Raw genomic sequence first — 12,780 nt, 5'->3', positions numbered from 1 at the left:
TGCGGGCATTTATCGTATGCGTAGAGTACTTGTGAGGAATCATGTCGACATTCAGAGGCCGAGTTTACGAAAGCATCATCGACACCATCGGCGCCACACCGCTGGTGCGCTTCAACCGATTCGCAGCCGAGCTGAACATCCCGGTTCAATTGTTAGGCAAACTCGAATTCTTCAACCCACTGTCTTCGGTGAAAGATCGCCTTGGCCTGGCGCTCATCAACGACGCGGAACAATCCGGGCGTCTCCAGCCCGGCTCGACAATTATTGAGCCAACCTCCGGTAATACGGGCATTGCTCTGGCTTTTATCGCGGCTGCCCGGGGCTACCGGTTGATTCTGTGCATGCCGGAAAGCATGTCCGAAGAGCGACGCAAAATGCTCCGGTTTCTGGGCGCCGAACTGGAGCTGACGCCCGCCAGCCAAAGCATGAGCGGCGCCATCGCCAGGGCTCACGAACTGCAGAAAGAGATCCCCGATTCGATCGTGCTCCAGCAATTCGAGAATCCTGCCAACCCGGCGATCCACCGGGTCACGACCGCCGAGGAAATCTGGAACGACACCGCCGGTGAAGTCGATATCGTTGTGGCAGGGATTGGCACCGGCGGCACCATTACCGGTGTGGGTGAAGTGCTGAAGGCTTACAAACCTTCGGTCCAGATCATAGGCGTCGAGCCCGCCGGCAGCGCGGTTCTGTCGGGTGGCAAACCCGGCCCACACAAAATCCAGGGCATAGGTTCGGGCTTCCTGTCGAAGATTCTCAACCTGCAAGTGATCGACGAATTCCTTGCGATCAGTGACGACGACGCCCTCGATACCGCGCGAAAAATTGCCAGGTTCGAAGGCGTGCCGGTGGGTATCAGCTCCGGGGCCGCTCTGGCCGCCGCACGGATCATCGGGCAGCGCCCAGAGAACGAAGGCAAAGTGATTGTCACCATCATTCCAAGCTTCGCCGAGCGCTACCTGTCGACCGCTCTGTTCGATGAGGTCTGAAAAAACCATCATGTCGCGCATTATTCCCTGGAGCTGGCCCGCCACAACGGCCGAAAGCAACACCGCGTCTGCACTGTACTTCGACTACGCCGCCACCACGCCTGTCGACGAACGCGTCATCGCCCGAATGATCGATTGCCTGGGCCAAGCGGGCACGTTCGGTAATCCGGCGTCCAGTTCCCATGCCTTTGGCCAGCGCGCCAGAGCGTTGGTGGAACGGGCGCGCCAACAAGTCGCTGAGCTGGTCAACGCACGTCCCGAACAGATTGTCTGGACCTCGGGTGCTACCGAATCGAACAACCTCGCATTAAAAGGCGTCGCTCAGGCTCGAGGTGAACCCACAGGCCACATCATCAGCAGCCGACTTGAGCACAAAGCGGTGCTCGACACGCTTGACCAACTGGAAGGCCACGGGTTTTCAGTGACGTATCTGACGCCCGATCAAGACGGCGCCATCACGCCTCAAGCGCTACGCCAGGCGCTGCGCGCAGACACCTTTCTGGTGTCCTTGATGCTGGTCAACAACGAACTGGGCACGCTCACCGATATCGACGCCATCGGCCAGATCGTGCGTGAGCATGGCGCACTTTTTCATGTCGATGCCGCCCAGGCAACGGGCAAAGTGGACATCGATCTGGCCAGGCTTCCGGTCGACCTGATGTCCTTTTCCGCACACAAGACCTATGGCCCTAAAGGGATCGGCGCCTTGTATGTCGGCCAGCGCGCCCAGCCTCGGTTGCAGGCGCAAATTCACGGCGGCGGGCATGAACAAGGCCTGCGCTCCGGGACCCTGGCCACCCACCAGATTGTCGGCATGGGCCAGGCATTCGCCATCGCCGGCCAAGTACAAATCGAGGAGCACGCGCGCATCCTGGCCCTGCGCGCAAGGCTGCTGAAAAATCTCAAGGGCTTGCCGGTGCGGGTCAACGGCGAGCGCACCGGACATGTACCGCACACGCTGAGCCTGACCGCCGACCGGGATTTTTCGCTGAGCGATGAGTTGGCCTTGTCCTCGACCTCGGCGTGCAACTCGGCCAGCAACGAACCTTCCCATGTGCTGCTGGGGCTCGGGCTGCGCCGGGCGGAAGCGCTGCGCACCATTCGCCTGAGCCTGGGGCGGTTCAGTACCGAGCATGAAGTGGATCGGGCGGCAACGTTGATCGAAGACGCCCTGCTCTTGCCAGTGCCCTGATCCAGCACCTGCGAATACCAAAACGTTCCGACCTATCTATCGATGGAGGGGCACAGATGACCGCTATGTAAGTTGAGAGAACACCATGGACCAACATTCGTCCGGGCGCCCCTACGCCCCGGTTTCACGTCGTGTCGACAGGCTGAGCAACGCAATCCGACTGGTCGTGCTGTTCGGTATCAATACTGGTATCGCCAGCACTGCCCTTGCCAAGGAAACAACCGGCGACGAAGCGCGCCTTCCCGAAGTGACGGTGACCGCCGAACGCCGGGAAACCTCACTGCAGAAAACGCCGGTCACGGTCAACGTGGTCGATGCCGAGGTGCTGGAAAAACGTGGCGTCAACAAACTCTCGGATCTCGCCGGCCTGGCCGCCGGGGTGAACCTGCCCAATCGCTTCCCCAATACCCAGAGCGTATTCATCCGAGGCATCGGCTCCTCGCGCCCAATCGGCAACCCCTCGGTCGGCTGGTATCTGGATGATGTCTACATTCCACGTTCGTTCGGCAGCAGCCTGCTAGGCAACCTGCCGGACATCGAGCGCATCGAAATCCTGCATGGGCCGCAGGGCACGCTGTATGGGCAGAACACCAGTTCCGGGGCACTGAAGATCGTTTCTCGCCAACCCACGCAGAACACCCGCGCCTGGGCCAGTATCGGCGCGGGCAATCAGGGCCAATTGGAAACCCGGGGTTATCTGGCTGGCAGCCTCAGCCCCGACTTGCTCAGCGCCAGTGTTGCCCTGGCCAGCAGCCAGATCGACGGTGATGTCGACAACGAGTTTCGCAATGACAAAGTCAACGATACCAACAGCAAACAGTTCCACACGATCTGGCGGCTGACGCCATCGGATGATTTTGCCGCCACCCTCAGTGTCGACGGGCTGCACGGTCATTACTCGTCCGGCGCCACGCCACTGAATTATCCGGGCAGCAGCAAGCGCAAGAATTTCTCCGACATCAACACCCATCAGAATTACGACAGCGGCGGTGTCTCGCTCAAGCTCGAAGGCGGTCTGAGTGACCATCTGTCCTGGAAGTCGGTCAGTGCGTACCGCAACTTCGACGTGGACATGCCCTCGGACGATCCGTACCCGACTTTCTTGTCAGGCTTCGATCAGGATCTGAACCAGGATCAATACTCCCAGGAGTTCCAGTTGATCGGTGACTACGATCGCTTTCACTTCATCACCGGCCTGATGCTGTGGCACGAAAACTTCAAGATGGACCGCCTCAGCTGGAACAGAAACAGCTTCAGCATCATCGACAGTAGCAGCACAACCGAGAGCGTGGGGCTCTATAGCCAGGGGACTTACGACTTCACCGACAAACTGGCGCTCACGTTGGGGCTACGCCTGAACAAGGAATGGCGCGACATGGACAGCGCCGCGTATCGAAGCGATGCGCAACGCCAGCGTCTGGCGCAACTGTACTCGGTCAAGGATCTGAAGAAGGAATATCAATCCGTCACCCCGAAAGTGACGCTCGACTATCAATGGACGCCAGAGCTGCTGACCTATGCCACCTGGGCGGTCGGCGAAACCTCGGGAGGCTGGAACGCCGCATCGGCTACTCAGGCCATTGCCGAAGTGCCGGTGGACCCGGAAAAAGTCACGGCGTATGAAGTCGGCCTGAAAAGTACTGTCTGGGATGGCCGTCTGCGCAACAACATCGCGCTGTTCTACAACGACTACGAGGACTATCAGGCGTCGATCAGCAACCCGGTGATCGGCGGGCAACTGGTCAGCGGCGCGGTGATCGCCAACGCGGGCAAGGCGCATACCTACGGTGCCGAGTGGGAGTCGTCATTCAAGGCTTCGCCGGTGCTGGAGTTGCACCTGACGCTGGCCTATCTGCGAACCCGCTTCGATGAATTTCTCAACCCGACCGGTTCGGCCAACACTGACTTTACCGGCTCCGAGCTGCCTTTCGCACCACGCTGGAGCGGCAGTGTCGGCAGCACGTACAGCGTGCCGCTGGCCAATGGCGCGGACTTGCGGTTCAGCGCCGATGTGCGCTCGGAGGGCACCTCCTTCACCGAAACCAGCGCCACCAACGACTACACCAAAATGCCCGCGACCACTTACCTGGATGGCAGCGTGTTCTACACCACCGCCGACGGTGACTGGACCCTCTCGTTAACCGGCAAGAACCTGCTCAACAAGACCTATGAGTTACCCGGCTATTACATCCCGAGCCTGAATTACATCGCTGAGAACTACAACCGCGAACGTCAGTTCATGTTCACCGTTCGCCGCGACTTCTTTTGATCAACGCTTAGAGCACGAGGTAACCCACATGGCACGTTCCGACAATCGCCAACTGCGCCTGGCCGCCTTTCTTTCCGGCCTGGGTGCGCACGTCCAGGCCTGGCGCCATCCCGCCAGCAGCACCAATAGCGCATCAAGTATCGCCACCTTTATCGAAGCAGCGCAGATCGCCGAAGCCGGCAAGTTCGACTTCGGCTTCATCGCCGATTCGACCTTTATCACCAAGGATTCCACCCCGTATTTTCTCAGCCGACTGGAGCCGATCACGGCCCTGGCTGCGGTAGCCTCGGCCACTTCCCGCCTGGGCCTGGCCGCCACCATGACCACCTCTTTCAGCGAACCCTTCACCACCGCACGCCAATTGGCATCGCTGGACTTGATCAGCGGTGGCCGTGGGGCATGGAACGCGGTGACGGGCGCATTGGAGGGCCATGCGCGCAACCACGGGGGCGAAAAACTCTACGAACATGAGCTGCGCTATCGCATCGCCGACGAATACATCCAGGTGGTCAAGGGGCTGTGGGACTCGTGGGAGGACGACGCCTTCGTGCGTGACAAACAGACTGGCCAATACGCTGACCTGAACAAAATGCACACGTTGAACCACAAGGGTGAGTTTTTCGCGGTTCAAGGCCCGTTGAACATTGAGCGCTCTCCTCAAGGCCGCCCGGTGCTATTCCAGGCTGGCGCGTCGGAACACGGTCGGGAACTGGCCGCCCGCGAGGCCGATGCGATTTTCTCCGGCAGTGTCGAAGACGTGGTCCAGGCCAAGGCCTACTACGACGATATCAAGCGCCGCGCCGTGGCGTTCGGTCGCCAGCCGGGCGACATCCTGATATTCCCCGCGATAACGCCAATCATCGGCGACACCGAAGAGGATGCGCTACGCAAGTATCACGAAGTCAGCGAACTGCTGGACATTGATGTGGCGGTGAAATACCTCAGTCGCTACTTCAGCTTTTTTGACTTCAGCCAGTTCCCGCTGGATGAACCGTTGCCGGACCTGGGCGACATCGGCAAGGACAGTTTCAAATCCACCGCCGAGAACTATCTGCGCATTGCCCGGGAAGAAAAACTCACGCTGCGCCAACTCGCTTTGCGCGCGTCCAACCGGGGGCTGCAGTTCGTCGGCACTGCCGAGCAGATCGCGGATCGCTTGCAACGCTTGTTCGAAGACGAAGTCGTCGACGGCTTTATCCTTCACGCCTACTTGCAGCCGCAAGGACTGCGTGAATTCGTCGAGCAGGTCGTACCGATCTTGCAAGAGCGCGGTATTTTCCGTCGCGAATACGAAGCCGATACCCTGCGCGGCAACCTCGGCCTGTCGTTCCCGGAAAACCGAAACGCCAAGGGTGGTCAGTCATGAGTCGTCTGTTTTGGGTGCTGGGGTTTTTACTGTTCGGTGCAGCCGCGCACGCTCAGGAACAGCCGCAGGTCGTCCGTCTCGGCGCGCCGGCCTTGCACGGCGACACCCAGGGCGTATGGGGTGCAACCGGTGTCGCGCGGGCCAAAGGCTGGTTCGAAGAGGAATTCGCCAAGGATGGCATTACGTTTGAGTTCCCCGGTTTCAAAGGTGGCGGCCCCATGGTTGGTCAGGCCTTGGCCAACGGCCAGATCGACTTCGCGGGCAACGGGGACATGATTTCCATCATCGGCAAAAGCTCGGGCATCAAGACTCGCCTGCTGATGCCCGGCAGCCGTCTGGAAAATGCCTATCTGCTGGTCGCTCCGGGCTCGCCGATCAAATCGGTGAACGATCTGCGTGGCAAAAAGGTCGCGTACTTCAAGGGCAACTACATCCAGCTGCAGGTCATTCGCATCCTGGCTACCCAAGGCATGAGCGAAAAAGACATCCGCAATGTCAGCCTGCTCGGCGCGGCGGCCACCAATGCCTTGCTCAACGGCAACATCGACGCAATCTTCGCGGGCGCGGAGTCTCTGGAGAGCCAGAACAAAGGGCTGACCCAGGTGATCTATGGCACCCAGGGCGGCTCGGCGCGGCTGACTGCGCAATCCGGCATTCTGGTCCGTGAGGCGTTCGCCCAACGCTACCCGGACATTACCCGGCGGGTGGTCAAGGTGCTCGTGAAGGCCGCGCATTGGGCTTCCGACCCGGCCAACAAAGACGAAGTCTTTGCGATCTGGGCCAAGGGTGGACGGAGTCTGGCGACGCTGGAGAAAGACTACAGCGACCGTCCCATCGCGGACCGCGTCAGCCCGTTGCTCGATCCGTTTTACGTCGCCCAGTATCAGGACACACAGAAGCTGGTCGGCGAACTCGGTCTGCTGCGCGGCGCTGAATTCGATATTCAGCAATGGTTTGATCCGCAGCCGCTTGAGGCCGCGCTCAAGGAATTGGGTCTGGAACACTACTGGGTGGCGCTGGATGCCAATGGACAACGGACTCGCTAATGTCGGCCGGTAGCCAAGGTGCAACCATGACAACACCGCTCAGCCTGAATGAAACGCAGGCCCGCGCCGTATCGGCGGGTTCTGCGTCGGTCCACGGGCGCCGGGAGTGGCGCCCTGTCTTCAGCATGCTGCTGGCCTGGCCGGTGCCCTTCGTACTGTTGGCACTCTGGTGGCTGGGCACCGAGCAAAACTGGATCAGTGCGCAGACCTTGCCCCCTCCCGCCCAAGTGTTCGACACCCTGCTGACGATGCTGCACACCGGTGAGGCGTGGCGGCATCTGGCAGTCAGTCTGCAACGGGTTTTCGGCGGTTTCGCGCTGGGTGCCGGCGTCGGGTTATTCATCGGGTTCGGCATGGGGCTATCAAACATCATCCGCGAGTTGCTGTATCCGGCGTTCCGCATGCTGGCCTGCGTGCCGCTGCTCGGCTGGTTGCCGCTGCTGATGTTGCTGCTCGGCATCGACGAAACACTGAAGGTCGTGCTGATCGCCAAGGCGGCGCTGATTCCGGTCACTCTCAACACCTACCAGGGGTTGCGCAACGTACCCTCGAGCTATCTGGATCTGGCACGGGTGTATCGTTTCGGTTATGGCCAGCGACTGTGGCGAGTGCTGCTGCCCGCCGCGTTGCCTGCAATCTGGAGCGGTCTGCGTTATGGCCTCACGCACTGCTGGCTAGTCTTGGTGCTGGTGGAATTGCTGGCGTCGTCGGAAGGTCTGGGCTACCTGATGTCCAACGGCCAACAACTGATGCAGATGGATGTGCTGCTGGCGGCGGTGATCATCGTCGGCGCGGTCGGCTTCACCCTCGACAAACTGCTTGAGGCCGGCGAGCGGCATCTATTGCGCTGGCGCCAACAGGCGTTCGCATCATGAGCCAGGTGCACGTGCCCGTCTGGCGGCCCTATGTACTCGGCGCCATCTTGCCGCTTATTGGTCTGCTGCTCTGGCAGACAGCCGCAACCGGGGGCTACGCCGGACCGCTGTTTGTCACGCCGCAGAGCGTACTGAACGCGGCCGTCGAGATGAGCGATGACGGCCAATTATGGACCGCGCTGTTCACCAGCCTGGGGCGCTACGTTAACGGACTGGTGCTGGGTGCCTCGGCCGGTCTGGCGACAGGCCTGCTGCTCGGTTTGTCGCGATTGAGCCGTTTGTTGTTCGGCCCGACGTTGCGCACCGTGCAGCAGATTTCGCTGTTCGCCTGGATCCCGCTGATCATGGCCTGGTTCGGTCTGGCCGAGACCAGCAAAATCGTGTTCATCGCGCTGGCGGCGTTTTTCCCGGTGCTGATCAACACCTTCGAAGGCGTCGGCAGCGTCCCCACCGCCCTGGTCGAGGTCGCTCGTGTGCACCGGTTCAGCCGCTGGCAACTGCTCACCCGCGTCGTTCTGCCGTCAGCAGTACCGTCGATTTTCACCGGTTTCTATCTGGCGCTGATCTACGCTTGGCTGGCGACCCTGGGGGCGGAGTACATGCTCACCTCCGGCAACGGGCTGGGCAACCTGCTGATCGATGGCCAGGAGCTGTATCGCATGGATCACGTACTGCTCGGCATATTCCTTGTCGCGGCTATCGGCTTCGGGCTGAACTGGCTGACTCACCTTCTGGAGACACGCCTGTTGCGCTGGCGAAAACCAGCGTGAGTGCTCTGTCTGCACGCCCGTGAATGCACAGAACACCGAATCGAATCGTCCCACTTCGTTCCCTTACCCACCGAGGACACCGCCATGCAATACAACACACTCGGCCGCACCGGCCTCGTCGTATCCCGCCTGGGGATCGGCACCATGACGTTCGGCCTGCAGACCCAAGAGTCGGCCTCCCACGCCATCCTCGACCGGGTGCTGGATGCCGGCGTGACCTTCGTCGACACCGCCGACGTGTACCCCATCGGCGGCACCCTGGAAACCGTCGGCCGAACCGAGGAGATTATCGGCCGATGGCTACCGGGCAAGCGCGACCAGGTGATCCTCGCCACCAAGGCAGTCGGAAAAATGGGCCCGCAACCCTGGAACCAGGGAGCCTCCCGCAAGCATCTGATCGACGCGCTGGAGGCGTCATTGCGTCGTCTGAACACCGATTACGTCGATCTCTACCAGTTGCATTCCGACGATCAGCAAACACCTGTCGACGAAACCCTGGAGGCGCTGGACAGCCTGGTGCGCTCGGGCAAGGTGCGCTACATCGGCGTGTCGAATTTCCTCGCCTATCGCCTGGCTCTGGCGCTCGGCCGCTCCGATACGCGCCAGCTCACCCGCTTCGTTTCCGTGCAGCCGCGCTACAGCCTGCTGTTTCGCGAGATCGAACGTGAGTTGCTGCCGTTGGCCCAGGAACAGGGTTTGGGCGTGGTCGTCTACAACCCCCTCGCCGGAGGTTTGCTCAGCGGCAAGCACCATCCCGGAGCGCCAACCGAAGGTACACGCTTCACCCTCGGCAGCATCGCCGGACGCTATCAGGATCGTTACTGGCAGGAGCGCTACTTCGCCACGGTGCAAGCACTCAAGAACCTGGCGGCAGACTACAGCGTCGAGTTGACCACTGCGACGATTGCCTGGGTACTGAGTAATCCGACGGTGAGCACCGCACTGATCGGTGCCAGCCGCCCCGAACAGCTTGATCAAACGCTGGCTGCCAGCGAACTGCAATTGGACCCGGCTTTCAAGGCACGACTGGACGAGCTGAGTCATGAGTACCGCTTCGGCGACGCCTTGCGCTGAGGCACGCTGGTTATGTCGTTATGCCAATTGACCAGTCGCCGGATCAGGGCGCATCGGCTAGCCTGCGCGTTTCATGTTCGAGGAAGCCCACGATGCCGACCGAAACGCGCGTACTGATCCTGCCCGGCAGAGGCGACTCCGGCGACAAGCACTGGCAGACGTTCTGGGAGCGCAGCCACCCGAACTACCGCCGGGTATTTCAGCGCGACTGGGACAACCCCGATGTCGAGGAATGGGTCGAGACCCTGCAACAGGCCATTACCGAAGACGACTCACCGGCGATACTGGTTGCCCATTCGCTGTCGGTCGGTCTGGTGGCGCACTGGGCTTCACGGCATGCCGGCCCGGCCTATCAAGGGCCGGTCAAGGGTGCGTTGCTGGTAGCGCCCAGCGATGTCGAAGAACCGTCCTACCCGCCCGGCGCCCTGGGCTTCGCGCCGATGCCCTTGGTGGGCCTGCCCTTTCCCAGCATCCTCGTCGCCAGCACCGACGATGCACGGGTGACGCTGGTACGGGCCCAACAATTTGCCACGGCCTGGGGTTCACGCCTGTTGGTACCGGGCGCATTCGGTCACCTCGGCTCACTGGCCGAACTGGGTGACTGGCCTTATGGCTACGCCTTGCTGCAGGAGTTGGTTGAGGCTTCATGAAGCGGCAACCCCGGATTCTCTTATGCCGCACAGCTATATGAAATCGGCGCGCAAGCAACGCCGATAATATCAGTTCGCACTCCCCGCACTTCTGTTTAACCTGCCTGCACATGGCCGCAGTGCCATATATGTCGTTCTGCCCGCATCACCACGCTTCCACCTCTTCCGCACCCCCCACCAGTCGGCCGGAGTTTGTTGCACGAAGGTTTACGCCTTCGCGCCCGCCCGCTGGAAGTGGCACGGCATGCGACTAATCCGCGATTCCGATTATTTGATATGAGGTTTGAGATGGGGAGTAATACTTTGCGCGCAGCACCCTTCGCCCGCCGGCCGTTGCATCTGGCTCTGGTTTCGGTGCTGACATTGTTCAGCGGCATCGCCGGGGCGGTCGATGCCACCGGTAACGAAACGGCCGACCAGCCCGGGAAAGACAAAAAAGAGGCCGCGCTGGACACCGTGACGGTCACCGCCGAGCGCCGTACCACCGACATACAAAAAACGGCGGTGGCCGTCAGCGCCGTCGGCGAAAGCCAGTTGCAGGAACGTCAGGTGCATACCCTGGCGGACCTCGCCGGCCAGGCCGCAGGCTTGACCCTGCCCAGTCCGTACATCAACCAACAGTACGTGTTCATCCGTGGTATTGGTAACTCTCGCCCGGCCGGCAATCCCTCGGTCGGCGTGTACCTCGACGACGTGTATGTCGCCCGCCAGTTCGGCAACGCCTATTCCAACCTGCCGGACATCGAGCGAGTAGAAATCCTGCGGGGTCCGCAAGGCACCCTGTACGGGCAAAACACCAGCTCGGGCGCCATCAAGATCATCAGCCGGGATCCAAGCGAACAGTTCACCGGTTCGGTCGAGGCCGGAGCCGGCAACTACGGCACCTTCGAATCCAAGGGTTATTTCAGCGGCGCGCTGATTCCCGAGGTGCTGCTGGGCAGCCTGGCGGTTTCCAGTCGTCGCAGCGACGGCTATGCCCACAACTACACGCTGCACAAGGACGTCAACGGTTTCGATACCGATCAGGTACGGGGCAAACTGTTGTTCCGCCCCACCGACAGCCTGCGCTTTGATCTGGCCATCGACGAAGCCAACGACAATTCCGATAACGGCGTCCCGTCGCCACTCACGCCTCACCTCAAAGACAACCGCACCCTGGCCGCCTGGGACACCCGCACCGATCAGAAAAATGGCGGCGTGTCCTTCAAGATCACCGACCAATTGAATGACCACCTGACCTTCAAGTCCATCAGCGCCTTTCGCCGGATCAAGGATGGCCAGCCATGGGACAGCGACGGGCGTGAGACCTACACCTTCTTCAAGTTCTATCAGGATGTGAATCAGCGCCAGTCCTCCCAGGAATTCCAGTTGCTCGGTGAGTACGACCGCTTTGATTTCGTCACCGGGGCGACCTACTTCCACGAGCATTTCGACTTCGATCGCCTGAGCGCGCTGGGCGCAGCGCCCACCTGGCAAGTCACCCGTTCGCGCAATGAAAAGGAAAGCAAAGGCGTCTTCGGCCAGTTGCACTACAAGGTCACCGATGCCTTCGGAATCACCGGGGGGCTGCGCTACTCCCGTGAAGAACACATCCTCGACGGCGATGCCTATGACAGCAACGCCAATGGCGACTTCCTCAACCAACGCTTCGCCTTCAAAGACTGGAACGAAAAAAACAGTGCCGTCACCCCCAAGCTCACGCTCGATTACACGTTCAACCCTGGCCTGTTCACCTACTTCACCTGGGCCAAGGGTGAAACGTCCGGGGGCTGGAACCCGGCACCGTCCAACCGTCTGGACCTGATCGAACGTCCGATAGACCCCGAAGAGGTCACGTCCTATGAATGGGGGATCAAAACCACGGCCTTCAACAATCGCGTGCAGAACAACATCGCCCTGTTCTACAACAACTATGAGAACTATCAGACCAACCTGAGCAACCCGGTGTTCAACGGTGTGCCGGTGGTCGGTGCGGTGCTGGCCAACGCTGATTCCGCGCACACCTACGGTGCCGAACTGGAGTCCTCGGTACAGATCACCCCCAACTGGAAAACCAGTTTCTCGGCCTCCTACCTGCGCGCCACGATTGACCAGTTCCTGCCCGACGACGTCTCTTCACTCGCCGATTACACCGGCAACCAGCTGCCCTTCGCACCGCGCATGACCTACAACCTGAACACGGTCTACGACCTCTCCGTACCGGGAGGCGACTTGCGCCTGAACGGCAACGTGCGGCGCTCAAGCAAGTTCTACACGGGTGTCGAAAACACCTACGAGACCCCGGCGCAGACCTATGTCGACCTGGGTGCCTTCTATACCCCGAGAGGCACGCCGCTGACCCTGTTCGTCACGGGAAAGAACCTGTTTGACAAGACCTACGAAACGCCGTCCCAGTACGGCTACACCTACAACTCGCCGCGGACCTGGCTGGCCGGCGCACGTTACGACTTCTGACGGTTCCTTGCGCCTGCCCGCCTGCGCGGGCAGGCGCATATGCATGAAGTGGCTTTGCATAGCACTTTAAATCGGTTCGCCCCCCTGCTCCGATC

General features: G+C 60.8%; 10 protein-coding genes. All 10 read left to right on the top strand.

Annotation, left to right across the window (positions count from 1 at the left end):
* Positions 1–41 precede the first annotated feature (41 nt).
* The 10 genes from cysK (at position 42) to NTD80_RS21245 (ending at position 12,685) form a co-directional block, all read left to right on the top strand.
* Complete coding sequence (cysK, locus tag NTD80_RS21290; RefSeq protein ID WP_262134889.1) at positions 42–989, top strand: cysteine synthase A; 948 nt, start codon at positions 42–44, stop codon at positions 987–989.
* A gap of 10 nt (positions 990–999) precedes the next feature.
* Positions 1,000–2,181 carry a cysteine desulfurase family protein gene (locus NTD80_RS21285; RefSeq protein ID WP_262134888.1) on the top strand — a complete coding sequence of 394 codons (1,182 nt, stop codon included), beginning with the start codon at positions 1,000–1,002 and terminating at the stop codon, positions 2,179–2,181.
* A gap of 85 nt (positions 2,182–2,266) precedes the next feature.
* Positions 2,267–4,450 (top strand): TonB-dependent receptor, encoded by a 2,184-nt coding sequence (locus NTD80_RS21280; RefSeq protein ID WP_262134887.1) that lies wholly within the window; start codon positions 2,267–2,269, stop codon positions 4,448–4,450.
* Positions 4,451–4,478: 28 nt separating this feature from the next.
* Complete coding sequence (locus NTD80_RS21275) at positions 4,479–5,816, top strand: LLM class flavin-dependent oxidoreductase (RefSeq protein ID WP_262134886.1); 1,338 nt, start codon at positions 4,479–4,481, stop codon at positions 5,814–5,816.
* Positions 5,813–6,862 carry an ABC transporter substrate-binding protein gene (locus tag NTD80_RS21270; RefSeq protein ID WP_262134884.1) on the top strand — a complete coding sequence of 350 codons (1,050 nt, stop codon included), beginning with the start codon at positions 5,813–5,815 and terminating at the stop codon, positions 6,860–6,862. Before NTD80_RS21275 ends, NTD80_RS21270 begins: the two co-directional genes overlap by 4 nt.
* A 26-nt stretch (positions 6,863–6,888) precedes the next feature.
* On the top strand, positions 6,889–7,737 hold the full coding sequence (locus NTD80_RS21265) for an ABC transporter permease (RefSeq protein ID WP_262134882.1): 849 nt from the start codon (positions 6,889–6,891) through the stop codon (positions 7,735–7,737).
* Positions 7,734–8,507, top strand: coding sequence for an ABC transporter permease (locus NTD80_RS21260; RefSeq protein WP_262134881.1), 774 nt, complete (start codon positions 7,734–7,736; stop codon positions 8,505–8,507). The genes NTD80_RS21265 and NTD80_RS21260 overlap by 4 nt, the downstream gene beginning before the upstream one ends.
* 84 nt (positions 8,508–8,591) lie before the next feature.
* The gene (locus NTD80_RS21255) at positions 8,592–9,581 is read left to right on the top strand and encodes an aldo/keto reductase (protein ID WP_262134880.1); all 990 of its coding nucleotides are present in this window, start codon (positions 8,592–8,594) and stop codon (positions 9,579–9,581) included.
* 92 nt (positions 9,582–9,673) lie between these two features.
* Complete coding sequence (locus tag NTD80_RS21250) at positions 9,674–10,231, top strand: RBBP9/YdeN family alpha/beta hydrolase (protein WP_262134879.1); 558 nt, start codon at positions 9,674–9,676, stop codon at positions 10,229–10,231.
* A 288-nt stretch (positions 10,232–10,519) separates the two neighbouring features.
* Positions 10,520–12,685: a TonB-dependent receptor gene (locus tag NTD80_RS21245; RefSeq protein WP_262134878.1), complete on the top strand. Its 2,166-nt coding sequence runs from the start codon at positions 10,520–10,522 to the stop codon at positions 12,683–12,685.
* Positions 12,686–12,780: the final 95 nt, after the last annotated feature.

Source organism: Pseudomonas sp. 13B_2.1_Bac1 (assembly GCF_025466155.1).
Classification (GTDB): Bacteria; Pseudomonadota; Gammaproteobacteria; order Pseudomonadales; family Pseudomonadaceae; genus Aquipseudomonas; species Aquipseudomonas aylmerensis.
Note: the sequence above shows the minus strand (reverse complement) of the source record. Positions and strands in the feature narration are given on the sequence as shown.

What these genes read in the sequence shown, in the direction of transcription:
- NTD80_RS21275 (WP_262134886.1), top strand. Translation starts at nt 4,479, where the DNA reads ATGGCACGTTCCGACAATCGCCAACTGCGCCTGGCCGCCTTTCTTTCC.
- NTD80_RS21280 (WP_262134887.1), top strand. Translation starts at nt 2,267, where the DNA reads ATGGACCAACATTCGTCCGGGCGCCCCTACGCCCCGGTTTCACGTCGT.
- NTD80_RS21255 (WP_262134880.1), top strand. Translation starts at nt 8,592, where the DNA reads ATGCAATACAACACACTCGGCCGCACCGGCCTCGTCGTATCCCGCCTG.
- NTD80_RS21250 (WP_262134879.1), top strand. Translation starts at nt 9,674, where the DNA reads ATGCCGACCGAAACGCGCGTACTGATCCTGCCCGGCAGAGGCGACTCC.
- NTD80_RS21285 (WP_262134888.1), top strand. Translation starts at nt 1,000, where the DNA reads ATGTCGCGCATTATTCCCTGGAGCTGGCCCGCCACAACGGCCGAAAGC.
- NTD80_RS21245 (WP_262134878.1), top strand. Translation starts at nt 10,520, where the DNA reads ATGGGGAGTAATACTTTGCGCGCAGCACCCTTCGCCCGCCGGCCGTTG.
- NTD80_RS21265 (WP_262134882.1), top strand. Translation starts at nt 6,889, where the DNA reads ATGACAACACCGCTCAGCCTGAATGAAACGCAGGCCCGCGCCGTATCG.
- NTD80_RS21270 (WP_262134884.1), top strand. Translation starts at nt 5,813, where the DNA reads ATGAGTCGTCTGTTTTGGGTGCTGGGGTTTTTACTGTTCGGTGCAGCC.
- cysK (WP_262134889.1), top strand. Translation starts at nt 42, where the DNA reads ATGTCGACATTCAGAGGCCGAGTTTACGAAAGCATCATCGACACCATC.
- NTD80_RS21260 (WP_262134881.1), top strand. Translation starts at nt 7,734, where the DNA reads ATGAGCCAGGTGCACGTGCCCGTCTGGCGGCCCTATGTACTCGGCGCC.